The 23,569-nt window shown below is 44.5% G+C and carries 22 protein-coding genes; 8 read left to right on the forward strand and 14 right to left on the reverse strand.

What is annotated here, in order from left to right; translation table 11 throughout:
• Nucleotides 1–328: 328 nt before the first annotated feature.
• The 3 genes from IC007_RS03055 to IC007_RS03065 are packed head-to-tail and all read right to left on the reverse strand — an operon-like array spanning nt 329 to nt 1,413.
• Entirely contained in the window at nt 329–628 is a 300-nt protein-coding gene (locus IC007_RS03055) for a hypothetical protein (protein WP_054846149.1), read from the reverse strand.
• Complete coding sequence (locus tag IC007_RS03060) at nt 622–936, reverse strand: hypothetical protein (RefSeq protein ID WP_149528342.1); 315 nt, start codon at nt 934–936, stop codon at nt 622–624. Before IC007_RS03060 ends, IC007_RS03055 begins: the two co-directional genes overlap by 7 nt.
• 15 nt (nt 937–951) lie before the next feature.
• Nucleotides 952–1,413 (reverse strand): hypothetical protein, encoded by a 462-nt coding sequence (locus IC007_RS03065; RefSeq protein WP_054846150.1) that lies wholly within the window; start codon nt 1,411–1,413, stop codon nt 952–954.
• A gap of 392 nt (nt 1,414–1,805) precedes the next feature.
• Between IC007_RS03065 and IC007_RS03070 the strand changes: the two genes are divergently transcribed.
• The 6 genes from IC007_RS03070 to IC007_RS03095 all read left to right on the forward strand — a co-directional run bounded on the left by IC007_RS03070 (nt 1,806) and on the right by IC007_RS03095 (nt 8,207).
• A complete protein-coding gene (locus IC007_RS03070) occupies nt 1,806–2,720 on the forward strand; it encodes an ABC transporter ATP-binding protein (protein WP_149528343.1) in 915 nt (304 codons plus the stop codon).
• Nucleotides 2,701–4,149: an ABC transporter permease subunit gene (locus IC007_RS03075; RefSeq protein ID WP_149528344.1), complete on the forward strand. Its 1,449-nt coding sequence runs from the start codon at nt 2,701–2,703 to the stop codon at nt 4,147–4,149. The genes IC007_RS03070 and IC007_RS03075 overlap by 20 nt, the downstream gene beginning before the upstream one ends.
• A gap of 821 nt (nt 4,150–4,970) precedes the next feature.
• Nucleotides 4,971–5,414 carry a MarR family winged helix-turn-helix transcriptional regulator gene (locus tag IC007_RS03080; protein ID WP_054846153.1) on the forward strand — a complete coding sequence of 148 codons (444 nt, stop codon included), beginning with the start codon at nt 4,971–4,973 and terminating at the stop codon, nt 5,412–5,414.
• 55 nt (nt 5,415–5,469) lie between these two features.
• Nucleotides 5,470–6,210 (forward strand): hypothetical protein, encoded by a 741-nt coding sequence (locus IC007_RS03085; RefSeq protein WP_054846154.1) that lies wholly within the window; start codon nt 5,470–5,472, stop codon nt 6,208–6,210.
• 34 nt (nt 6,211–6,244) lie between these two features.
• On the forward strand, nt 6,245–7,384 hold the full coding sequence (locus IC007_RS03090) for an MFS transporter (RefSeq protein WP_054846155.1): 1,140 nt from the start codon (nt 6,245–6,247) through the stop codon (nt 7,382–7,384).
• Nucleotides 7,385–7,397: 13 nt separating this feature from the next.
• The gene (locus tag IC007_RS03095) at nt 7,398–8,207 is read left to right on the forward strand and encodes a DMT family transporter (RefSeq protein ID WP_054846173.1); all 810 of its coding nucleotides are present in this window, start codon (nt 7,398–7,400) and stop codon (nt 8,205–8,207) included.
• Nucleotides 8,208–8,499: 292 nt separating this feature from the next.
• On the opposite strand, the gene IC007_RS03100 is transcribed toward IC007_RS03095, so the two are convergent.
• The 6 genes from IC007_RS03100 to IC007_RS03125 form a co-directional block, all read right to left on the reverse strand.
• The gene (locus tag IC007_RS03100; protein WP_149528345.1) at nt 8,500–9,768 is read right to left on the reverse strand and encodes an outer membrane protein assembly factor BamB family protein; all 1,269 of its coding nucleotides are present in this window, start codon (nt 9,766–9,768) and stop codon (nt 8,500–8,502) included.
• A gap of 115 nt (nt 9,769–9,883) precedes the next feature.
• The gene (locus IC007_RS03105) at nt 9,884–10,438 is read right to left on the reverse strand and encodes a hypothetical protein (RefSeq protein WP_149528346.1); all 555 of its coding nucleotides are present in this window, start codon (nt 10,436–10,438) and stop codon (nt 9,884–9,886) included.
• Nucleotides 10,401–11,324 carry an ABC transporter ATP-binding protein gene (locus tag IC007_RS03110; RefSeq protein ID WP_054846159.1) on the reverse strand — a complete coding sequence of 308 codons (924 nt, stop codon included), beginning with the start codon at nt 11,322–11,324 and terminating at the stop codon, nt 10,401–10,403. Before IC007_RS03110 ends, IC007_RS03105 begins: the two co-directional genes overlap by 38 nt.
• Nucleotides 11,321–12,307: an ABC transporter ATP-binding protein gene (locus IC007_RS03115; protein WP_197736433.1), complete on the reverse strand. Its 987-nt coding sequence runs from the start codon at nt 12,305–12,307 to the stop codon at nt 11,321–11,323. The genes IC007_RS03110 and IC007_RS03115 overlap by 4 nt, the downstream gene beginning before the upstream one ends.
• On the reverse strand, nt 12,307–13,791 hold the full coding sequence (locus IC007_RS03120) for an ABC transporter permease (protein WP_054846160.1): 1,485 nt from the start codon (nt 13,789–13,791) through the stop codon (nt 12,307–12,309). Before IC007_RS03120 ends, IC007_RS03115 begins: the two co-directional genes overlap by 1 nt.
• Nucleotides 13,788–14,867 carry an ABC transporter permease gene (locus IC007_RS03125; protein WP_149528347.1) on the reverse strand — a complete coding sequence of 360 codons (1,080 nt, stop codon included), beginning with the start codon at nt 14,865–14,867 and terminating at the stop codon, nt 13,788–13,790. The genes IC007_RS03120 and IC007_RS03125 overlap by 4 nt, the downstream gene beginning before the upstream one ends.
• A 199-nt stretch (nt 14,868–15,066) precedes the next feature.
• Here IC007_RS03125 and IC007_RS03130 point away from each other — a divergent pair, with 199 nt between their 5' ends.
• Both IC007_RS03130 and IC007_RS03135 read left to right on the forward strand, forming a co-directional pair.
• Nucleotides 15,067–16,128, forward strand: a complete 1,062-nt coding sequence (locus IC007_RS03130) for a hypothetical protein (protein WP_054846161.1) — start codon at nt 15,067–15,069, stop codon at nt 16,126–16,128.
• Nucleotides 16,129–16,553: 425 nt separating this feature from the next.
• On the forward strand, nt 16,554–18,845 hold the full coding sequence (locus tag IC007_RS03135) for an ABC transporter substrate-binding protein (RefSeq protein ID WP_084739803.1): 2,292 nt from the start codon (nt 16,554–16,556) through the stop codon (nt 18,843–18,845).
• 427 nt (nt 18,846–19,272) lie between these two features.
• Here the strand turns inward: IC007_RS03135 and IC007_RS03140 are convergent, their stop codons facing one another.
• From IC007_RS03140 to IC007_RS03160, 5 genes are read right to left on the reverse strand one after another with little or no spacing between them, the layout of a single operon-like run.
• Nucleotides 19,273–19,587 carry a PH domain-containing protein gene (locus IC007_RS03140; RefSeq protein ID WP_149528348.1) on the reverse strand — a complete coding sequence of 105 codons (315 nt, stop codon included), beginning with the start codon at nt 19,585–19,587 and terminating at the stop codon, nt 19,273–19,275.
• Between the two features lie 34 nt (nt 19,588–19,621).
• Entirely contained in the window at nt 19,622–20,584 is a 963-nt protein-coding gene (locus IC007_RS03145) for an ABC transporter ATP-binding protein (protein ID WP_054846164.1), read from the reverse strand.
• The gene (locus tag IC007_RS03150) at nt 20,577–21,545 is read right to left on the reverse strand and encodes an ABC transporter ATP-binding protein (RefSeq protein WP_149528349.1); all 969 of its coding nucleotides are present in this window, start codon (nt 21,543–21,545) and stop codon (nt 20,577–20,579) included. The genes IC007_RS03145 and IC007_RS03150 overlap by 8 nt, the downstream gene beginning before the upstream one ends.
• Nucleotides 21,542–22,489, reverse strand: a complete 948-nt coding sequence (locus IC007_RS03155) for an ABC transporter permease (protein WP_054846165.1) — start codon at nt 22,487–22,489, stop codon at nt 21,542–21,544. The genes IC007_RS03150 and IC007_RS03155 overlap by 4 nt, the downstream gene beginning before the upstream one ends.
• Nucleotides 22,486–23,520, reverse strand: a complete 1,035-nt coding sequence (locus tag IC007_RS03160) for an ABC transporter permease (RefSeq protein ID WP_054846166.1) — start codon at nt 23,518–23,520, stop codon at nt 22,486–22,488. Before IC007_RS03160 ends, IC007_RS03155 begins: the two co-directional genes overlap by 4 nt.
• Nucleotides 23,521–23,569 lie beyond the last annotated feature (49 nt).

A 23,569-nucleotide genomic window follows, 5' to 3' on the forward strand; every position in this document is an offset into this window, starting at 1 on the left:
GGATGCGAAATCTCGTAAGATGAAGGTTTGTGGACTGCCTCGACCCCACGAATAGAGCTTCCTGCCTCACTGCTTCACCTTACCAAGGACTGTTAGAGGGCTGAACTCTACGGGTCGTTGAGACTTGGACTTGAATATTCCACGTGTCTTGATAAGTAGAGGACAAACAAGACCTTCACTTACAAGCGTCTCGGTTACTCTTGCTCGGTCTGTGACTGCCGTTGAATATGTACGACTTTTTGCATCCAACTTTCACTACAAAGAGGCTATCCATCCCCTCACTATGGTCTTCCACCACCTTGAGCCACCATTAAGGTAAAATAACGTTTCAAACTGTCTTGAGCCCTTCTATCAGAATAGGCGCACACTCTTCAATTCTCCTCTTATATTTAGACTGCAGGATTCCCTTGTAATCGATGGAATGTATTTTACCTTGATTTAACTCCACCTTGCCGTAGCCGTCAGGGTTCCTGAAGATTATCTCCACTGTCTCTATCACGGAAATCACTACCCTTACCTTTCCTTTCAGCATTATCTCTTCTCTAATCTTGAAGTCCCACTCTAGCTCGTTCACTCTCTTAACTTCTATTGCCTTACCTAAACACTTGATGAAATTTTCAATTAACAATTTAGAACCACCGTAATGTCCTCACATTTAAAGTCCTTGACAAGTAGGGGCTTTAGCTTCTTCTCTAATTCCTGCGCTATGCACTCGAGATATCCCTCATTTTCCTCGTCCACCTTACCTACCCTATACGTAAACTTAAACCTCTCAGCCTCTCTAGGCGGTTTATAACTGGATAGCTGGTTCCTCCAAACATCTACAACTAAGGTCTTGCTTGGGTTTTCGAGGACCACTATGACGTTCTTCCAATACACGTAAGGGGTTCTCAACTTGTTGAAGGTAAACCATTCTATCTTCGGTTTAACTATCACCTTTCAACACGCCTCCTACACTAACTTTTCCTCTAACTTCCTCATCCAGAGCGAAATTCCCATAGCGAACGCGTTAAAACCTATCATCGCAGAAGCCAGACCTATGACGAAAGGCCTGTTCTCAAGATCTAAAGGATCAGGCGCAGGACCATTAAGGAGGAATAGAATTGAGATTACTGCAAGTATAACTGCAGTAGACTTTATCACATTAAGAGCATAGATCCTCCTTATCATTATCTCCATTCCTATAATTACGATAGCATCAAACATTATAGAAAAGATTGGAGTCCCTACGATTAGAAACACTCTAGGATAGTTAAGCGAAACTATCTCTCCCGTCTTCACGAAATAGTATGTCTCCCTGAAGTTCAGGAGTACTATGCCAAGTGCTAAAAACATCGCACCGGAAACAGATGACAAAAGATAAGATCCGACCACTACATACCTCATTTTTTCAATTAACTTTGAAGCGTCCATAAGTTTCTTACATTATTTTCATTATAAGTTTATCTCTTTAAACTCTATATAAACTTTATGTTTTATATACTTCTCATTATTTTAGTTTTTATCTTAGAAAATTTTTATTTAATTTTAATTAGTGTTGAGTATTCTAATTGAATATTTTGAATATGTTATTTTGAGATGGCTCTTTAATGATGAAGTCTAAGTGACGAATTGCCTTGATATCACAGGGCTTAGATCATGTATCAAGGAGAAAAATCAAGTAAATCCGGTCTAGAGGAAAAAGAGAAGGAAATCCTGTAATGTCCTATTTCCTTTTTTCTTCAGTTCTTAGTCTCTTTGTGTTTTAATTTCATCTTATGCGGCTTTGCAAAAGGCATTTAAACGTTATTGCATATTGAAAGTCAATGATTCAAATTCAACACGTAAGTAAAACTTTCGGCCGTTTCAAGGCCCTCGACGATGAGACTTTCGACGTGCCCGACGGACAGATCACAGGCTTCGTGGGGTTGAACGGAGCGGGAAAGACGACCTCCATGAGAATAGCATCAGGGGTCATTTACCCTGACTCCGGAGACGTCCTGGTTGACGGGTACAGTGTGATAAGGGAAAAGAAGAAGGCATCAGAGAGGCTTGCTTGGGTCCCCGAACTCCCCATCTTCGAGCTGGACGTGAAGGCGATAGACTACTTCGTGTACATAGCCGGTTACTACGGTTACTCCACCTCCGAGGCGAGGAAGCTCGGTATGGAGATGCTGGAGAAGGTTGGACTCAAGGGGGTCGAGAGGAGGAAGCTGGAGAATTACTCGCAAGGGATGAAGAGGAGATTCGCGTTAGCTGTATGTCTCATCTCAAACCCCCAGAACTACCTCTTCGACGAAGTGTTAAATGGCCTCGATGCGCAAGGGATAGCATACTTCAGGAACCTCGCTGCTGACCTCAAGAAGGAGGGGAAGGCTGTCCTGTTCTCGTCACACATCCTTAGCGAAGTGGAGAGCCTAGCAGACAGGGTTGTCTTCATCCACAAGGGTAAGATAGTGAAGACCATGACCATGGACGAGATAAGGAAGTTCGCAACTCCCTCCTTGGTATTGAGGGTAGACAAGGTTGACAACAACTTGATCGACGACCTCTCCAAGTTCGGAGAACCTACAGTTAATGGGGACAAGGTCACCGTGAGGAACTTTAACGACGACCCCTCGAGGGTGAACTCCATGATCTCGTCTAGATACAAGGTGTATGAGATGAAGCTTGAGTACTCTTCCCTGGAAGAGGTGTTCTTCAGGATTATAGGTGTTGAAAATGAGGCCGTTCGTGTTTGACTTCAAGAGAAGTTTCCTGAGGATATCCACTCTTCTCTTCTTAGTCGTCTTCGCTGTAGCTGGAGTTGGCATAGCCTATGCTATAGATCACAGCATTGGATCCCAAGTAGATTACAAGTACTCCGTGATAGGCTTCTCTCAGGTCGAAGGAGACCACGTTAACCTCGTCGCAATGGCTATAGGACCTAACGGAGACCCAGCCTCGGGAGTGAAAGTGTCTGCCTACGCTAACGGAGGCGAGGTAGCATCGGGCGTTACTAACTCCTCCGGAGAGGTCTCCCTAGGCTTTACGTCTAAGGCTATGCCATATACCTTGATAGTCTATCAAGAGGACAAACAGAACGTTACAGACACTTTAGCCGGAAATGATACATTTTCTTTTCCATCTCCATATACAAATGAACTTCTCTTTTCCCCTGCTATGAGTAATACTTATTCAGGCCCATCAATTATGATATCTAACTATTTCCCTAATGGGAGCGTTAAGCTTTACGTCTCAACTCTGTACCCAATATCGTTGTGCTATAACGTAACCTCTCACATATCTCCGTCTACGCATGTGGGGAGCGGACCTCTTGAAAACTCCCATTTCATAGCTAATCAAAGCGAGGGTATCAAGTCCTATATAATAAAAGTGAGAGACCACCCTTCAGCTCTCTATTTCGATATCCTAGCTAAACCAATTCATTCATACAATCCCGGTGTCTATTCATATGAGGAAACAACCCAGGAGGTCACGTCCAGATCGGCTATTTCAATAGATGAGCTTGAAGGGTTTGAGAGCTCATTTTCTTTATACGCGGAGTTCTTTCCGATAATCTTCTTGTATCTAGCCTATTCCCTCTTAGCTAAGCCGAAAGGGACGGGAGCTCTGGAGTTCCTCCTCTCAAAGCCAATCACTAGAGAACAAATATTTGTAAATAGGTTCATGGGCGGGGTGATAACAGCGTTCGTCTCATCTGGAGTCTTCATGGTTATAGTCTCCCTTACCCTCCTCGCCCTCACAGGGGCGTTCGTTGGACTTATACCAACCTTGTATATATTTATTGGACTCTCGCTAAGTCTAGTCGCATTCTACTCCTTGATGTTCTTGATAGGAGGTATCGTGAACAGTTCAGGAACGTTCCTGGGTCTATCAATCCTCACTTTCGTATTCTTCCTCTTCATAGAATCAGTGTTGTTCGTCATCTTGGAATTTAACGGAATAAACATAGTCAAGTATGAAGACTACCTCTCGTTTGATTCACCTTTAGCTTTCATGGAACACTACGCTGAAGGCTCTCTTTCCTCATTATTTACCTCCGCATACTATAACGTTTCGCTGGAAGTCGTAGACGTCATCTTGTGGATATTCCTGCCAGTGATGATAGGATATGTTGTATTTACCCAGTTAATACAAAAAAGGAGGCTAACCAGTAATAGACAATGACAACAAACAGCATATCTCTTACCTTATTTTAACATGTATAGATTAAATTGCTTTTTTAAAAAATATTCTACATTAGTTAGATGAAAGGATAGATTTTTCCGATTTTAAAAATTATGAGCTCATAAATACCCTGAGGCATTTATCAGGGTGATTCAGGTCGCCATTCCAAACTGTGATTATGGTAAAAATAGATAAATAAAGGAAATTGTCAAGCGAGAATCCCCACCCAGCCCATATAACAGCGTTCAATTAAATTTATTCTATTTTAATAAATAAACTGAATTCGCAAAGGAGACGCGAATCCCTTTCATCATTTACTCCTCTCTTGCACTAGTCTGAGACGGGAGACCCAAATTTTCCCGCGCTATTCGTTGATCAAGAGATGAAAAGCCTGGACTCAACGTGGAGATAGCGTTAGACGACATCCTCATTTACCTTAATGGTGGGTTTAAAGGGAGCTTAAGACTCCAGTGAGGGAATGGATGTTTTTAACCTTTTGTATAAGTTTAGTATCGGCTCGCAGTTGACATGTCGATGACAGTCATAGACGGGGCAAGCGTCACCGAGAGGTTTTTAAGTGATGGCCGACGTGATACCTCTGTGCTCTGACTAGAAGTCCTATAGCCTTTCACACCGACTATATTCGAGTCGGGGTCGGAACAACCCGTGCAAAGTTCCACCCTCTATCCGTGCTCTAGTTACGGGCAAGGTAGATCCATGAAGCAGGAAGTCACGTCTGTAAGTGAGTTAGTTCACGCCTAGATTAAAAGGAGGATAGATTTTAGAACAATAGTTTAAAGTTTTAAATGTTAAGGTGTTAAATGATGTCAACTAAAGACGTGGACATTTCTATCATGAGCAGCATTGCGAAAATCCATAGGGCTTTCCAGAGGGAGTTGAACAGGAGGCTGGAATGCCTTGGAATAAGCTACTTAGATTTCCTGATCCTGAAGGCAACAAAGGAAGGAGAGATGACTATGGCTAAATTGGCTAAAAGGTTTTTCGTCACCCAATCAGCAATAACTGCGGCGGTGGATAGGCTTGAAGAGATAGGATTGGTCTCTAGGGGGAGGTCTGCAGACGATCGGAGGATAATCACGGTGAAAATAACGGAGAAAGGAGTCGAGACTTTCATGAAAGGCATGGACATTTACCAGAGGCTAGCTAGAGAGATTTTATCTGACTTCAGAGGAAAGGAGGAGCTCTTATCGACTCTCTCAGCTGTTCTCGAGAAAATAGATAAGCTGAATACTATAAAATCATGAAAGGAATAACGAAAAGTTTATATAGACAAAATACGATACATTACTAAGGATCATTATGTTCAATACAACATATGAAACTAGCCTCTCCCTGAGAGTCATTGACGACATATTCATAGACGAAATAAGGATGGCTTCTACACTCGGACATTTCATCGTCCTTAGTGCATACGACAGGAAGGCAGATAAGTACGTCCCTTTGGCTGAGGCGAAGGAGAGATCAGGAAAATATATGATAGGCTTTGTAGCCCCTACCAACTCCAAACTCGTGACCATAAGAGGTTACATGGAAGGGCCCTTGATTGAGAAGAACGTGTTATCATACACATTCAAGGTAGGAAAAGAGAAAGGGTATCTAAGAGTCTGCCCTACCACAGATGAAAGAACTACCTTAAATATAACTCTAAGCCTCCCGACCAGACTGGAAGTAAAGCTGGACGACTCTAAACGCGACGTAGACTCTCACATTGTTATGGACCATCTAATACCTTACCTCAAGGAGGTTGAAAACAAGGAGTTCCACCACGCTCCCATCATGTCCTACAAGGTGAAGGGGAAGATGGGCGATCTGATACAGAGAGTGAAATTGATCGGAGGTAAGAAGGCAATTAAGGCAACTGTGGATGGGAAGATAGTGAAGGTATTCCTAAACGAAGGTAAGATAGACTACTGCGTCGTTTACGAGGACGGCCAGATCTACCTGGGAGGCGAAGCTTTCACCAGGATAGACGAGGAAGCTTTTGTAGAAGCTATAATCTACTCAATCCCGATAGAGGAAATGGTCATGACCATGGTTTAACCAACGTTAAATATTTCGCCATCTGAAATATCTCATGCAGTCTAAGTATCTGGGAGCAGTCTTCCTGATGCTTATATTTCTCCTTTCAGCTGTGGTCATTTACTCAATCACCTTCGAGATAAAGGACGTGGTAGAGTTAACCCACGTGCCCTACTCTTCCGCCGAACTGGTGATCTCCCTTTCATGGATAGGGGGAGCGCTCGGAGGTCTGTTCATGGGTATCCTGGCAGACAGGATAGGGAAGAAGAATTCCCTTTTGATCTCTATCCTGGTCTTCTCCTTGCCTGTCCTGATAAACGCTTACTTTATCCAGATAGTAGCGTTCTACGTCCTCTGGTTCATAATAGGCTTCGGGGTCAACGGCGATAACGGGATAAGCTACGTGTATGTGAACGAACTCGCTCCTCCTAACCTAAGGTCGACGTTCGGTAGCATCATGCAGGGCTTGTACTTCCTGGGGGCAATTGTAGGGGCTGTAACTTCTTCTTTCATTTCCTTTCAGGATTACCTGATCTTCATCGGGTTACTCGGATTGATAGGGGTTCCCCTCTGGTTTTTCATACCAGAGTCGAAGTTCAAGGGAAGTAAGCTCAACGTGAAGGAGGTCTTCGGGGAGAATCTGAGGAGGACTACCCTCTTTGGGTCTTTGTTTTCAATTGGAGGGTTCCTTTACTTGGTTCCGCTCATTTCCCTGGGTGACACCCTCCTCCTTTTGCACGGCTTCAGCAAGTCCTTCTCTTCACTCTTCATCACAGTCTCTCTCCTCGTAGGACTATTGGGGTTCGCGATCGCAGGGAGGTTAGCAGACAAGTTCGGAAAGAGGAAGGTCACCCTAGCGTTCTCTGCCTTGGGACTGATCTCGGTGGTCCTATTCGCGGCTTCCCTCAGTGAAAAGTCGCTCTTGCTCATAATCTATCCCCTCATGGTGGTTTCCTCCTCCTTCTTCGCCTATCTTGGAGTATGGCTGAGTGAGCTCTACCCCCTTCCTCTGAAGGGAAGCGGGACTAACGTTAACCTCTTCTTCGGTAGGCTCATAGGGGGAGGCTTCGGAGTGTCACTCGTCGCGTTTCTCCCGTTCAGCTTATCCCTGAACCTATCTATCATACTCGTCCTGTCAATTGTCCTCATCATGATAGGAGGGTCACAGTTAAAGGAGGAAAGGGTACAGAATTAGATACGTGACAATCTTGGAGAGGAAGTTCTATTACCTCCTGCTGATATTGGGCGGAATATCCTTCGGCACAGCGTCGATCTTCATAAAAGAGTCTGGGATGACCCCAGCGTCTATAACGTTCCTCAGATTTCTCGTGGCCGGAGCTATGCTCACCAGGGGGAAGTTGAGACTAGAGCTCCGCGCGAGAGACTACCTAGTACTGGGAGGTCTCCTGGCTTTCCACATGTTCACGTTCATAGAGGGAGTGTATCATACGACTATAATGGACGCCACAGTCCTGGTCTCCACTTCACCTTTCTTCGTGGTAATATTCACAGCTCTGAGAAAGAACGTAGTTCTAAGGGACGTGGAAGCTGTCCTTATAGGTTTCATCGGAGTAGTCCTCATCAACTTTCCCCTAAACGAAGGAAACTTGGTGGGAAACCTGATCTCCCTGATCTCAGCATTGTCGATCGCACTGTACACTTTCAGGCTAAGCTCGGTGAAATATGAGGACCCTCTCTCCCTCACAGCATGGATATACCTTTTCTCCTCATTGCTCTCGTTCCCGTTCTTTCTCCTTCAGGGTTTGGGAAGGGTAGACTTAACCTCAGTTCTTTCCTTGATAGGCCTCATAGCTATACCAACACTGATAGGACATACGTCAATAGTGATTTCGTCGGGAAAGGTGAAGCCTCAGCACATAGAGACCATAGGGTTACTTGAGCCGGTTGTAGCGACAACCCTTTCAATACCCCTCTTCGGGGAAATTCCCTCAGTTCTGCAGTTAGGAGGGTCTGCTCTAGTGATCCTTTCGATTCTTTTCATAATAAAGGGTGGATAATCTCATGTTTCTTCTAAAGGTCAGTTCTCGCTACTCTATAATACTTTTTATCGTTTTAATATAGATAAAATTAATGTTTTCATTTATGCTCGATTAATATGACCCAAATTGCAAACATTTTTCCTAGCTTTCGTTGGAAGTTGAAACCAAGATCAATGATGAGCCCTTAAAGGAAGATACCTATATCATTTTTTTCTTTTTTTTAAATAAGAAATTATCAAACTAGATTTAACTTAAAATGTCTCAGTAAGATGAACAAAAACAATAAATTGTCGTGATACATGGCCTCTGTCTAAATTACCTTGCTTAGGGGTATGGACTTCACTACACCGTTCACTCCGAATATCACGATGGTGTTCTCAGTCAACAAGGGCTCTCCCGGACCAGGCACGACCCCAGTCTTGACCACGTTTATGACCTTGCCCTGGAGGTTTATAACATACAGGAAACCTGTGTGGTTCAACACGAAGAGCAAATTACCGCTTACCGCAGGGTTGTCTATGTCTTCCCCAGTCTTTACTTTCCAGATCACGTTCCCGTTGCTGTAGTTCACAGCATAGAGGTAAGGTACTCCTGGGGATGTCACGAAGGCGTAGCCGTCATATAAAGTAGCAGGAGGGCTCTCCAGGTCTGAAGGCGTGGGCCCTTCTCCCTCGTTCAGGCACCAGACCAGTTGACCGTTGGTAATGTTTATTCCAACCTCCTTATAGTCCAGCGTATTGTTGCTCACTAGGTCCGTGAAACCTGTTATTACTATACCGTTGCAGAATGAAGGTGAAGAGTCGTCTAGCCCTCCCGTGGCGTTGATCTGAGTCTCCCATATGACCTTCCCGTTAGTAACGTTAATGTCATAGAACACGTAAGGGTTAGCACCACCGAACAGGAGTTGCTCTCCCACTAACAGGGGAGAGGACATACTCACGTAAGAAGGTATCTTCGAGGCCCATACTAAGTGTCCCGTTGAGAGATCGAGGGAACACACATAGCCTCCTCCAGTAGCCTCCACTATGTCACCTTCAAAGAAGACCGGTGTGGGCATGGACTCCCCTCTTGTCTTGTGAACCCAGATCACATGGCCTTGTTCATTTAGGGCAACTATCTCGTTAACGCCGGTGCCTCTAAACGACTGGTTCACGAACATGTTGTTCCCCACACCTACTACGATTATCCCGTTTACGACTAGAGGTTGAGTCATCACCATGTTGGGAAAGCTCTCGTTCCAGACGACCTTCCCGTTCTCAGCGTTCACGGCATAAACTCCCCCAACACAAACCATGTTAAGAGTCCCATTGGAGACAGTCCCGCTCGTCGTGAAAAGGATCGTGTGGCTTCCTACAAGCGCTGTGGGTGTAACTATTACAGCACTAGGGAAGCTCAGGTTGAAGGAAGACGCGTAGATCGAAGGCTGATATACGTGATTAGGACCTCCTTCAAACATGTAAACTTCGGTCTGAAACGTCCTCTTACTCAACAATGTGCCCTGATCCGAAACTAACACGAGCAAGAAAATGAAAATCAACATGATTGCACTCAAAACCAGAAAATGTCTTTTTTCCACCATTGAATCATCATCTTTCTGCTTAAAAATCTATCCAGGAATTCAATGAAACTTTTTTAAAAAGGCATACTGTCTCCACGTGGTTTATTTAAAAAGTGAATTATTAACTCACGTTACGTCAAGCTTTATTTTCACCACTTGATCGGGAGTTCCTGGACAATAGATAACCGAATTCCTTGAGGTATAGGTCTTCATTGACAACGCTCCACACGAAATACTTCTTTATCCTATCTCCTACTCGGGATTCCAGCGCTCTCACGACCGGGATCTCCAAAACCAAGGAGAAAGGTATTCCCATGACGAAACCCAACGCTGCTATTAAGTTGATGGGAACTGGAAGGAGGAAGAGAAGTATCAACGGAAAGAATATCTCAGCCAGGAGGAAACCCCGATCTTCTGCGTTCCTCTTCCTTGAAGTGCTCTTCCTCGGTACGAAGGTGACCTTACCCTTGTATTTGAGATCTCTCATGTAAAATAATACATACCTAATTCTGAAGAGGAGTATACCACCAGAGAAAATTGAAAGAAAGAGTAAATAGCTCAGGGGAGAAACGAACAACATGAAAACTACTGTGACTAAAACTAGGGAGACGGAAATGGAGAGATCCCTCTTACTCACCTTGACTAGGTCCTCTTCAGTATAGATAACATGCGACTTCGTGTCCGGGCTCAACTTGTACCATCTCGGGCTCGGAGGTCCTACACTTGTCCATCCTGAAGGGACACCTCGGGTATAGTGGACAACCAACCTTAGGAACCGGGGAGTCTTCATCCTTCAACTTAGGCTCTATCTTGTACCCCGGTTCGGGAACCGGTATCGACGAGATCAACGCTTGAGTGTAAGGGTGCTTTGGGTTCTCCACTATCTGTGAGGTAAGCCCACTCTCTACTATTTTACCTAGATACATGATATATATCCTATCAGACACATAAGCCACAGTGGACAAGTCGTGAGTTATCATGAGAGTGCTCGTTCCCTTAGACTTGAGCTGGTTAAATATCTCCAAGATCCCTGCCCTTATAGACATGTCCAACATGGAGACCGGTTCGTCAGCTACTATGAACTCCGGGTTCATCACTAGAGTCCTAGCTATCGCTACCCTCTGGAGCTGACCTCCTGAGAGCTGGGTCGGGTAGACGTTGGCGAACTGTTCCGGGGGATTCAAGCCTACGAGTTTAAGGGACTCCATTACAGAATCTCTGATCTCCTGTTTGCTTCCCTCATGGTGTATCCTGAGGCCTTCCGCTATTACGTCAAATACCTTCAACCTTATGTCTATAGCGTCGAATGGGTCTTGGTATACGATCTGGTTTTTCCTCCTGAATTCCTTCATTTCCTTTCCTTTGATCTTGGTTACGTCCTTCCCGTTCCATATGACCTGTCCTCGAAACTTCTGAAGGAGGAGGATTGCCCTACCCAGAGTAGTCTTCCCGCTCCCAGACTCACCTGCAAGTCCCACTACCTCTCCTTTGCCTACCTTTATGTTAACTCTCTTCAAGGCTTGGAAATCCCTTCCGTTAACCTTGAACTTCACGCTTAGTGACTTACCTTCAATCACTTCTTATCACCGACTAAATGACACGCTACCACATGACCTCCCTTGAGAGTAACCGGTTCGGGGACTTTATCCTTGCATATCTCCATAGCGAATGGACACCTAGTCCTGAACCTGCAACCCGAGGGAGGGTTCTCCAGGTTAGGGGGTTCTCCTGGGATGGAGTAAAGCTTCCTCTCCTTCCATTTCCTTATGTCTGGGATAGACTTAAGGAGGAGTTTAGTGTAAGGGTGTTCTGGGCTCTTGAAAAGAGTCTCGGCCGTCCCCGTCTCTGCCAGCTGTCCAGCGTACATCACTGTTACAGCGTCAGCCATGGTAGCTAGAAGTGAGAGGTCATGGGTCACGAATATCATGGAGAAACCCATCTCCTTCTTCTTTCTTGTCAAGAGGTCAACTATCGAAGCCTGAGTTACTACGTCCAAGGCTGTGGTAGGCTCGTCTGCTATCACTAGCCTCGGGTTGAGGAGGAGAGCCATGGCAATTATGACCCTCTGTTTCTGACCTCCAGAAAGTTCGTGGGGGTACTTCTCCGCTATTTCGGGGTTAAGCTTCACCGACTCCAGTGCTTGGTAACTCCTTTCAGCGGCCTCGGCCTTGCTCACGTCCTCGTGGGTTAGGATCGTCTCCATCATTTGGTTTTTCACGGTATAAAGGGGATCTAGAGAGTCCATGGAGACTTGAGGGATCCATGAGATCTTCTTCCACCTTATCTCTTCCTTGAACTTCTTCTCGTCCATGGAGAGAATGTCTTTCTCCTCGAAAGTTATCTTCCCTCCCTTCACCTCTCCGTTTATTGGCAGAACCCTGAAGATCGTGGTCACAACGGTTGATTTACCAGAACCAGATTCCCCTGCTAGCCCCATGATTTGACCTTTCTTGACAGACATGGAGAAGTCGTCTACAGCCCTAACGTACCCAGCCTTCGTTCTGAAGTAAGTCTTGAGCTTATCGATAGTGATTTCCTCTTCCATTCCTTGTTCCATCATCACACCTCGCCTCTTGTCTTGTAAGGGCTCAATACATCCCTAAGTGCTGTTCCTATGAAGTAGAACGCTACGGATAAAAGGATTATACCTAGCCCAGGGGGTAGTATCCACCACCACACGAAGCCATTAGAGGCCGTTAATTCATGAGACGCGTAACCCAACATGTTACCCCATGTAGGGAAAGAGGTTATCCCGAGGCCTAGGAAGTCGAGCCCTGACTCTACCAATATCACGGTGGGAACATCATAAGCTATCTGTGCTACTATTATTCCGAGAAGGTTTGGTATGAGGTGTTTTGAGAGGATGTGGAAGCTACCTCCTCCTAAAGCTCTCGACGCCTCAACGAAAGTCCTGCTCTTGAGAGTGAACGTAGCTGACCTTATGATCTTCATTGTAGCCATCCACGAAAGGAATGCAATCAGAGTGAAGATAATGAAGGCCTTATTAACATTCAGGATGAGGTTAGTAGCCACAAGAACAGCCTCCAACACTATCAGCAGGGGAAGTGTAGGTATGGTCAAGAAGAAGTCCGTCACGGAATTTAACACGGTATCTGTCTTCCCTCCTTTGTAACCAGCCAATAACCCCATTATCAGTCCTATCCCAACTATAACCAGTGAAGTGACTACGCTGAGCTCCAGGTCGAACCTAGCTCCTAACACGAACTCTGCGAATACGGATGAACCCCTGAAGTCTGTCCCTAATATGCCGTATAGGTAGCCCTCGTTCTTCAGTTTCGGAGGTGAGATATATGCCTTCACTGGAGTTCCGGATAAGTCCTTCACTGAAACCATGACTTTGTAAGATGAAGGCTCTCCCTTGAATATCAAGGAAGGAATCAGGATTCCTCCCTCCAGCCTAGCCGATCCCGAAAGGGAGTTAATGTAAGGGCTATTCACGAAATTTAGGCCTCCCGACACTATCGAGAAATTGGAGACAGTGTTCTCAGGAAGAGGGCAGGTAGGATATAGGAAGTCAAACGAATAGGCTGTGGGAGTGAAGCTCTCCAGGAAGTACGTCTCGTTACCGTGAATTATGTAAACATTAACCTGAACGTCTGTAGAACTCGATGCCTTAATTAAAGCAGTGAAGTTAAGGGAGAAGGAGGATGGAGCTTCCTTATATGCAGGAGAGTTATATGTGAAAGGATAGCTCACGTTTAGATAAGATCCGTCACCTCCTAGCTCACCTACAACATAGGTTGAATTCTCGGTATAAGTCACGTTACCTTCCTCTTGAATCATAGCCTGGGAAGTAGTGAAATGATAAGCAACAGTCGGAGGAAGACCGCTATATTGAGGGAAAATAGATGCCCATTCGGGTGGGGAGTATGGGTTAGCTACATACTCCTGGTTGAACTCGTAAGGGTTTGTGTAAGGTGTTAGCAAGTTTGCCGTCGCCGAGATGATCACGAAAAACATTAATATTGCAAACGATATTACGAAAGACTTTCTCCTGAATAATGCCTTTAACGTCTTATTCAATCATACTTCACCCTAGGATCTATGAAAGGATAGACTAAATCTAAGAGAAAGAGCACCACTACTATATAAAGGGTTATTATAAAGAAGGCTGCTCCTAGTACGGGTATGTTTAGGCTTTCCGCGGCATCTAGAAGAAGGTAACCTATCCCTTGGAAGTTGAATATCTCCTCCACGAAAACCGACCCGGTTATTATGAAAGCGAAGTCTACTCCCATTCTCGTGAGGGCGGGGATTATCGAGTTCCTCATGACGTGCCTGAAGACTACCCTCGATTCAGGGATTCCTCTAGCCCTGAGATAGGTAACGAAGTGACTACTCATGACCTCCACTGCGCTTGCCTTGGTGAGGATCATTCTGACCCCGTAGGATAGTAGAGTGAGGAGTATTATGGGAAGTGCGGAGAACTTGAGTAGACCCGCGACATATGCGAATCCCTTCAAAGGTTCGCCGTTGGGAGCCGTCAATGCTTCTACAATGTTTGTTGGAAAGATGCCCAAAGTGAAACCTAGGTAATCTAAGACTATTGTGAAGACCCAGAAAGCGGGAATAAAATACGTTATGATAGCGGCATTTGAATTTACTACATCAGAGAGTTTCCCATATCTTAAGGCAGAGAACAGTCCCAGGAAAACCGCAAGCAATGTGCTCAAAATGAGGGACGGCACAAGTATCAGCAGATCTATGGGCAGGTGTGAAATTATGAGTTGAGTTATGCTTTCGTCATATATCAGTGAGTAGCCGAAGTGGAACGTAAGCATTGACCTCACGTAATCCACGTATTGTACATAAAGTGGCCTATCGAAACCGAACTGTCTGTCAAGTCCAGCTATCTCTGAAGCCCTGTTGGCGTTCTTGTAGTCTAACGGGATGTAAAGCTCAGCCGGATTCAGATGGGCTATATAAAGTGTGAATATCCAGAAGAGGAAGAAAAGGAAGTTAACAATAGCAAACACGAGCAAAAATCTCTCTACTAATCTCTTTACTATATATCTTAAAGATAACCTAGACGAAATTCTAGAAAGCAAAGAGGATTTAGGATGTCTTAGTTCATCCTTGTTTAGTTTAGTCTTAGACATCAGTTAAAACTTCTCATAATATTTAAAAAACTTGTCAGTTTATCTTATGTTAAAAGGAAAGTTAAAATCCTATGTTTGGTATGAGTTTTTTAATAATGCATCAAAAGAGGGCTCGAAAAGAATGACATTTTTAAACAGAATTAGTAGAAGAAACAAAAAAATATTGGTTATATTAACATCGTTAATCATTATTTTAGGATTGTATTCATATTTAACAAGCACAAACCGTGAAAACGTTGAGATCGTAAAACTGCCGGAATTCACCAAAATATTTTCCGGAGTTTATCTAGGAGATGACCGGGTCCTTCTGGCTGGAACTGGCCAGAACGGAGGTGAGGTGGGAATACTGTTCCTCAGCAACATGTCCTTCCAGAGCATAGACTTAGGTAGCTACTTCAAGGGTGGGAGTGTCCTAAGTGTTGGATACAATGGGTCCTCTATCATGCTGGGAGGATACTCCTATCACGGTACTCTCGACACTTGTTTGGTTACCCTTCAAGACGGGAAAGTAATGAACCAGAGTTCTCTTGTCAGAAACTTGAGCAGTTACGGAGAGGTTGAAGGAGTGACGTGGTACAAAGGGAGCTGGATAGTGGGAGGTTCAATGTTGATGAAGCTAGAGACAGGAGAAGGTGTATCCCTACCCCTTCTCTTGGAAATGCTGGGGAACGGAACGGTAGACAATCTATGTCCTAAGTTACCTCCCTATTTCACCCCGCAGGAGGGAGGGTTAGTGATAAACGTGAACGGTGTCATCAGTTCCCCTGAAGGTGTGGGAGTGGTAGGAGACAACGTCCAGAACGCTTCGTTCACCGTCTTCGACGGAAGCTCTTTCCAGAACTATTCAGTGAAAGGTTATGATCAGGGCTTTTTCTTCTCAGCTTCTTTCACTCCTTATGGTTGGCTAGTGGGAGGAGCTCTGAGTTTCCCGAGTCACTTCTCTACTTACATGATTGACTTCTCCAACTCGTCGATTACCAACGTCACTTTACCTTATCATGTAGGTCTCGTAGATTCAATCTTGTATAACGGCGAAATATTCGCATCCCTGATAATTCCTTTCTATCCAACATCGGGATCAAGCACTTTGGTGAACGGGACAGTCATTCTCGAGGGGAGTTCTCCTTCATCTTTACACCAAGTCTTCATAAAAGAAGGAGTAATAGTGTATTATCTCCTTCAGGCTAAAGGCGAGACTCTAGGTGTAGGGTATATAGAGAAAGGAGGAGAGGATGAAGGTACCTTATTCATAGTAAAATGATTTCTTGTCCTCCAAAGTGAGAAAAATAGTGGAGTGTTCTCTTAGACCAATTCAATTTTTATGTTTTCTAACTTATCTAACTTCTCTCTTCTCAGTATAATGTTCGAGTGAACATAAAACTTCAGAGGGAAGAGATAAGATAGCCATTCAGGGATTCATTGCAAATTCAGTTTATTTATAGAAATAGAATGAACTTAATTGAGTATTCTAGTATGGACTAAGTGAAGATTCTCGCTTCGCAATTTCCTTTATTCTAGCTGTTTTTGCCATAATTACAATCTGCAATGAGACCCGAATCGACTACAAGGTAGGAGAGTTAAAAAGTGAAGAGAAAGTAAAATATAATTATAATTTTTTAATATTTATCATTCTAAAAATTGTAGAGATATAAATCTTTATATATTACTGTTATAAAAAGCTCAGTTATGCAGAGCAAGTCAAAAGTGTTAAGCGTATTACTAGTAGGAATAATGCTGTTTTCAATGATAATAGATGTAGGAATATCCACTAACGCTGCATATGTCTCAGCTACAGCTAATGAACCGGTTATAAACTGGTACCAAGTGAGCTATACATGTCCGTGGGTTGGTAGCATAGAATACATATTTTCGATAAGTACCCACACAGCCGAGTTCTCAGCTCTCCAAAAGGGACAAATAGACTTCGCTACAATAACCCACCAGTCTGACTTCGAGACTGGACAGAAGGATTCAAACTTGTGGGTTAACACGTCAGTTCAGGAATCATTCGGATTGCTAGCGTTCGCCTTCGGAAACCCGCTTACCGCTAACGTCAACTTCAGGTATGCAATATCTAACCTGCTGAACTATCAAGTAATAACAGACAAAATTAATGACGATGGGCTCTTAGGTATAGGCACTCCCTACTATCTGTTCCCAGGGATACCCTTCTATAAGCCATTCATAAGCGAAAACGCCTCTCTCTGGTATCAGAAATACGAGTCCTACAACCTAAGCATGGCAGTATACCACTTAGAGCAAATACCAAACGTGACTCACGTCAATGGACAATGGTATTATCAAGGGAAGCCCCTTAAGCTCACTTTCACATATCCTTCAGGAGACACTCCCGCAGAGAAGTTAGCCACTTACTTGCAAGACCAAGCTGCAAGCATAAACCTCACTATAGTCCCCGTTCAAACTACTTTCGCTCAGTTGATTGAGGCAGCTACAACTCCTCCATACAATGCATTTAACATCACGACGTTCGGGTGGGTCAACTTAGGACCGTTCGCTGAATCGTGGATGCAGGGAATATACACCAGCCCTTCAAACACTGGAGGATTTTCCAACTCTACGATAGATACCCTTCTAGATAAAGCGTCATTAGCCCCTTCACTGACACAAGCAGAAGTATACGTCAGAGAAGCTGACTTTTACCTACAACAGCAGTTACCATACATCATTACCTCCTGGTCAAATGCTGTAGACGGAATTTACTTGCCGGGTTGGGCTGACTACATATATCTAAACGTCACTTCAGAGTATGCATATTCAATAATTAATGTACATCCAAGGGGAAGCTTCCTAAACGGAACTTTCATATACTCCTCAGTGTCCTCGAGCGCTCCCAGACACATCAACCCGTACGCCAGCGCTTCAGTTTACGCATTCAATGTTCTAGGAGACATATACCCAGGTCTAGTAAGTTATGAGTACGCGAACCAGACAGCTTTGTTACCTCTGCTAGCTAAGTCGTGGAATTTACAGTTGATACCCAAAGAGACCCTTCCGAACGGAGACTTGATAGTTAATGGTTCGGTGTTGACAGTTAACTTGGTGCACAACGCAACATGGGATAACGGAGTCCCGGTCACTGCGTATGATGTGAACTTCACTATATGGTGGTTGGACATCCCCGGCATGATGGGAACCAACACCTTTGACGGTCTACATGTGAACTACACTGCCTTATATAATAATGGAGAGATAAGCACAGACTACTTCGGATCTCAGCCTTACATAGTCTGGACCCAAGTTACTTCACCCTATCAAATAAAGATCTACATGAACGCTTCAAGCTATGCTGATGAGTTTGATGCCCTAGACGGTTACTACGTCTACCCAGCCTTCGTGTTTAACACAACTAACCCTGCGACCGTGTACACTGAGAAGATAGCCGACCTTCAATCAGGAGGTCCATACTACTTCGCTGGTGCCTTTAACAACTATCAGGAGTACCTAGTAAAGGCTAACCTACACTACGCTAGGATCGATCCACTGATCTTCCTACAGAACGTGACCCCAGGGAAAACTTACACCTTCACAGACAACGTAACGGCTTACGTATGGGACAACTCTACATTGAGCAACATGCCTGTTCAAATCAGCAACGCTACAGTATATGTCTACTTGAAGTACCTCGGAGACGGAATGCCGTATGAGAATGTTACTGTGAACGGAAAACCGTTCATGGTAATAGCAAAGAATGACGGAAACGGAATATACACAGCTAACATAAACACGTCCTCTCTCAAGCCCGGAGTCTACGAAATAGTAGCTAAGGCTGTATGGAACGCGGGAGGAGCTAGCAGAGAACTATTCAATTTCGGTTCAATAGCTGTAGGTGCAGTACCTACTACAACGACCACATCGACCACAACCACACCGTCGTCCCTACCTGTAGTCGATATAGGAATAGCTGTAGTTGCCATAGTAATTATAGCTGCAGCTGTAGTATTATTAAGGAGAAGGTAATTCTTTTTTTATTCTTTTAAAAATATCTATTTCAAACACTGCAAAGATATTTTAAACACTAGGTCATTTCATCAAAATTCTCTAACATATCTGCTAAATTCTTTCGTTAAATTCCCAAGTTATGCTTATACCTAAATTAGATGTTATGGGTCCTCTTCATCCTCAGTTTCTCATATAGATTTAAACTTGAATCCAGGAGTGACTTCATCAAACTTTAAATAGCGAAGAAACTTCTTCCAATATTGACGTCTAAGGCCTATTCCGTCCCTTACGAAAAATTAGATCGTTTGCTCTCTTGGATATAGGTTTTGTCTTTTAAGGTTTGACGGAATATAAGAACTACTAGAGAAGGATGAAAGGCTCCTCATGATTAATTAGTTCAAATCTTCATCTGATTTATATTTTAGAAGTAATGACTAAGGGAAAGTCAGGTTAATTTCCTGATTCGTTCTGCAACATCTTCAGGGAAATTGATATCCCATAGCCTCTTCACGTCCCCATTGAGGACAACGTACACCGATCCACACTTGAATTTCCTTGCAATTAAACCTTGGCTTACAAAAACATCACGTATTTCCCTCACGTTTACTTTAAACGTCTTTGTAGGCGTCTTGAAGACAATTTCGTTCTCATGTAATTGATAGGAATATGCCCTTTTCCATGTCATGTAGAGTAGAAGAAATACATACCATCCAGCAAGGAAAATCAAGTAGTTCAAGATGTTAGAAGAGTCAATCTTCATGAAAAGGGAGAAAATTAATACAGCTAAAGTTCCCTTAACTAGGGTTTTTCTCACCGTTGGGCGAAAACAACCAGCACGCAACTTTCCTATCACCGATTTCAAACTCAGGAGGTTCCTTTTCTTTGCACAAATCCGTCGCGAACGGACATCTCGGGCCAAACCTACACCCACGGGGTAAATTTATCAGGGATGGCACCTCTCCCTCCGGTGGTTTCACTTCCTTCTTCTGGATTGATGGTAGGGAGTCAACCAACGACTTGGTGTAAGGATGTGCAGGCTCTTTCAGGACCTTATCGGCGTCGCCTATCTCCATCACTTTCCCAGCGTAAAGTACCATGATCCTGTCCGAGATGAACCTTGCTACTGCAATGTTGTGAGTGATGAAGAGATAAGAGATCCCTGTTTCCTTCTGTAAGTCGACTAACATGTTCAGCACCTGAGCCTGGACTGACACGTCTAAGGCTGAAGTGGGCTCGTCTAACACAAGGAATTTAACCTTCTTTGAGAGTGCCCTCGCAATTGCTACCCTTTGGAGTTGTCCTCCCGATAACTCCCTGGGTAGCTTCTCGCCTACGTAATTGAAGTCCAAACCTACCATGGACAGAACTTCCTTCACTCTCCCTTCATCGTATTTTCCTAAGGGTTCTGAAACTATTTCTTTCACCTTCATCCTGGGGTTCATTGAGGTCAACGGGTTCTGAAAGACCATACTTATGCTCTTCATGAGCTCGCCTCTGTTAGTTGTTACGTCTTTCCCCATGAAAGTCAGTTTCCCATGAGTGGGAGTCTCTATCATGGCCATTATCTTTCCTAGTGTGGTTTTCCCGGAACCGCTCTCGCCTACTACACCCATGACTTCTCCTTCTTTGATACTGAAAGACACGTCCTCCAAAGCCCTGATCTGCGGCACTTTCGTCCTGGACAGTGATTCGATCAGGTTCCTCTTGTAAGCCTGGAACTGTTTGGTTAGGTTCTCTACCTTGTACAGTTCACTCATAAAGGAAACACCTCACATTTCTTTTGTCCTTTGAAGTAAGCCCTGGTACGCTTTCCCTGCACTTGTCCATCACCTTCTCGCACCTCGGGCTGAACCTGCATCCCTTGGGAAGGTCTGTGAAAGAAGGTGGGTTTCCCGGAATCGCCTTCAACTTCCCCTCCCTCTTGTTTATGGATGGTATGCTGGAGATTAGACCTTGAGAATAAGGATGGAGAGGAACCTTTATCACGTCCTCGCTGGGCCCGTCCTCCATCACCTGTCCTCCGTATAGGACGAGGATCCTGCTCGATATAGCGTATGAAAGAGCTATGTCGTGAGTTATGAATATGATTGAAACTCCGATCTCCGTGTTAAGTTGCTTCAGAAGCTTGACGACCTGGGCCTGAACAGTGACGTCTAAAGCAGAGGTAGGCTCGTCGGCTATCAGGATCTTAGGCTTAAGCAACATTGACATAGCTATCACTATCCTCTGAATTTGACCTCCGGAAAGTTGGTGTGGATAACGTTTCATTATGTTCTCTGGGTCGGGTAGTCTCAAGTCCTTCAGTGCACCTAAGGACTCCTTGTAAGCCTCATCATTGTCTATTTTCTTGCCCTCCTTCTGATGTCTAATTAAGGAAGTTTCAATTAGCTGGTGTCCTACAGTCTTCACTGGGTTTAGACTGTTGAGAGGATTTTGGAAGATCATGAACATCGACGTACCCCTCAAGAAGTACATCTGTTTCTCATTAGCTTTCACTACATCAAAGCCGTCCACGAGGATCTTGCCTTTCAACCTCGCGTTATAAGGGAGAAGCCTAACTATGGAATGACCCAAAGTTGACTTCCCAGAACCGCTCTCGCCTACTACTCCTACTATCTCCCCTTTATCTACATCAAGGTTAACTCCGTCGAGAATCTTGACTTCTCCTCCCATGGTCTTGTAAGAAACTTCTAAATCCTCTATGTGAAGTAACGTCATGCTAACCTACCTTGTATTATGTCTTGTAATCTATCTCCCAATAACACGAAACCTAGGACTATCAGGAGGATGGCCACGCTGGGGAAGATAGGCCACCACCAGTAGAGCGGTAACCCGGCCAGTCCGTCTGAAGCCATCTCTCCCAGCTCGGGTATATTGACAGTCACTCCTATGCCAAAGAAAGCCAAAGTCGAGTAAGCTAAAATCACGTTCCCGAAGTCAAGAGCTGAGTAAGCTATTATAGGGTCTATGGTGTTGAGCACCAGATACTTGACGAAGAACTTCACCTTAGAAACATTGTACAGCTTCGCTGCAGTGATGTAGTCCATCTCCTTCACCTTTAGTGTCTGTGCCCTGAACAGCCTAGCGTAGGTTGGCCACCAAACTAAGCTGAGCCCTACGATAACAGCGTCAAAGTTACCCTTAAGGATTTCTGCCACGGCAATTACTAGTATTATGGCAGGGAAAGCCAAAATTGCGTCCGTGAGCCTCATGAGCAGGTCGTCAACTATCCCTCCGACGTAACCTGCTATCACTCCTATTAACATCCCTACCACCACTGCCAGGAGTACAACGATGACTGAAACCAACGCGTCCCTAGGCATAGCGTAAAATATTCTAGAGAGGATGCTCTCCCCTTCAGCGTTAGCTCCCAGCAGATAAGTCCACGAAGAAAGGGATGGGGGGTGAAAAGCATTAGATAGAGAAGGCTTGAGCGGATCACTCGGAAGGAGGATCCATCCCAGATACTCGCGGTGTATGTAGCCTCCTATCAGCTGTAGAGCTCCTTCCAGGATTGACCAACCGAAGAAGAAGAGCACTATTATCAATCCTGAGAAACCTAGCTTATCCCTCCTTATTGCATGAAGGTAGAACCTGACCCCCGAAGTCGGCTCCTCCTTCGCTTCCTCTTTCCTCTTCTTTTCATTCGCTGTCTCCGTCATGACACTCTCACCCTGGGGTCTAGAACACCATAGAGGATGTCTGCAATCAAGTTAGCAACAATTACCAGCACTCCATCAATTAAAGTTATGTCGAGGAGGGCAACGTAGTCTAACTGATATATTCCGGTGGTGAGAAGGTAGTACCCTAACCCGTGATAGTCGAAGATGTCCTCGATAACCACGTCTCCTGCTATGGACTGAGCGAAAAGTAAGGCTACCAGCGTCACTATAGGTAATGATCCGTTCCTCAGCGCCACACCGTAAGTCACTTGTGACTTGGTCTTCCCCTTCATGAAGGCTAACTTGGAGAAGTCAGACTCTAGGCTCTCTATCAGGGAACTCCTGGCCAGCCTCGTTATTACGCCGAAACTTACCAGAGCAATAGATATCACCGGAAGAACCATGTGCCTTATCAGGCTTATCAGATATGTAGTGTCTCCGGCTATTATAGCGTTCAGTATTGGAAAACCCGTGACGTTAGGCGGAGGAGTGAGGAGGGGATTTACCATGCCTGAGGAGGGGAAGAGTCCCAAGTCGTATGCGAAGATCAGGAGTATCACTGTAGCTATGAAAAAGGAAGGAGACGACCATGAGGTGAGGTAAATCCCCTTCACGAGGAGATCCTTCCAGTTCCCCCTGTTGGACGCAGATATAGCTCCCATGACTATCCCTATGATGACGGTTAGAATGGTTGCAGGGATAACCAACTCCAATGTTATAGGAAGGTATTGCATGATAAGCTGAGTTTCTGGAACTCCGTAGACCGGGTCTATTCCCAAGTTCCCGTGCAATACGTTCCATATGTAATCCAATATCTGGACGTAAAGAGGCTTATAGAACCCGTGCTCTCTGGCTATAGCCTCCAGCTCAGAGTAAGGCACGTGAGGGTTTCTTACGTATATTCTGGCCTTAGCTATAGGAGATGGTAAAATAATGTTGATCACGGCGAAGAGCACAACTATCAAAAATATGAGGGAGACTACAGCGTAAGCTACTCTCTTTAAAATAAATGCTAACAGACCGTAACCCATCAGAGTTTTTAAACCCTTCAGATTATTTAAATTTTATCAACTGTTTCAT

Source organism: Sulfuracidifex tepidarius (assembly GCF_008326425.1).
In the GTDB taxonomy this organism is placed as follows: Archaea; Thermoproteota; Thermoprotei_A; order Sulfolobales; family Sulfolobaceae; genus Sulfuracidifex; species Sulfuracidifex tepidarius.

What these genes read in the sequence shown, in the direction of transcription:
- IC007_RS03065 (WP_054846150.1), bottom strand. Translation starts at nt 1,413, where the DNA reads ATGGACGCTTCAAAGTTAATTGAAAAAATGAGGTATGTAGTGGTCGGA.
- IC007_RS03070 (WP_149528343.1), top strand. Translation starts at nt 1,806, where the DNA reads ATGATTCAAATTCAACACGTAAGTAAAACTTTCGGCCGTTTCAAGGCC.
- IC007_RS03075 (WP_149528344.1), top strand. Translation starts at nt 2,701, where the DNA reads ATGAGGCCGTTCGTGTTTGACTTCAAGAGAAGTTTCCTGAGGATATCC.
- IC007_RS03080 (WP_054846153.1), top strand. Translation starts at nt 4,971, where the DNA reads ATGATGTCAACTAAAGACGTGGACATTTCTATCATGAGCAGCATTGCG.
- IC007_RS03085 (WP_054846154.1), top strand. Translation starts at nt 5,470, where the DNA reads ATGTTCAATACAACATATGAAACTAGCCTCTCCCTGAGAGTCATTGAC.
- IC007_RS03090 (WP_054846155.1), top strand. Translation starts at nt 6,245, where the DNA reads ATGCAGTCTAAGTATCTGGGAGCAGTCTTCCTGATGCTTATATTTCTC.
- IC007_RS03100 (WP_149528345.1), bottom strand. Translation starts at nt 9,768, where the DNA reads ATGGTGGAAAAAAGACATTTTCTGGTTTTGAGTGCAATCATGTTGATT.
- IC007_RS03115 (WP_197736433.1), bottom strand. Translation starts at nt 12,307, where the DNA reads ATGATGGAACAAGGAATGGAAGAGGAAATCACTATCGATAAGCTCAAG.
- IC007_RS03125 (WP_149528347.1), bottom strand. Translation starts at nt 14,867, where the DNA reads ATGTCTAAGACTAAACTAAACAAGGATGAACTAAGACATCCTAAATCC.
- IC007_RS03135 (WP_084739803.1), top strand. Translation starts at nt 16,554, where the DNA reads ATGCAGAGCAAGTCAAAAGTGTTAAGCGTATTACTAGTAGGAATAATG.
- IC007_RS03140 (WP_149528348.1), bottom strand. Translation starts at nt 19,587, where the DNA reads ATGAAGATTGACTCTTCTAACATCTTGAACTACTTGATTTTCCTTGCT.
- IC007_RS03145 (WP_054846164.1), bottom strand. Translation starts at nt 20,584, where the DNA reads ATGAGTGAACTGTACAAGGTAGAGAACCTAACCAAACAGTTCCAGGCT.
- IC007_RS03150 (WP_149528349.1), bottom strand. Translation starts at nt 21,545, where the DNA reads ATGACGTTACTTCACATAGAGGATTTAGAAGTTTCTTACAAGACCATG.
- IC007_RS03155 (WP_054846165.1), bottom strand. Translation starts at nt 22,489, where the DNA reads ATGACGGAGACAGCGAATGAAAAGAAGAGGAAAGAGGAAGCGAAGGAG.
- IC007_RS03160 (WP_054846166.1), bottom strand. Translation starts at nt 23,520, where the DNA reads ATGGGTTACGGTCTGTTAGCATTTATTTTAAAGAGAGTAGCTTACGCT.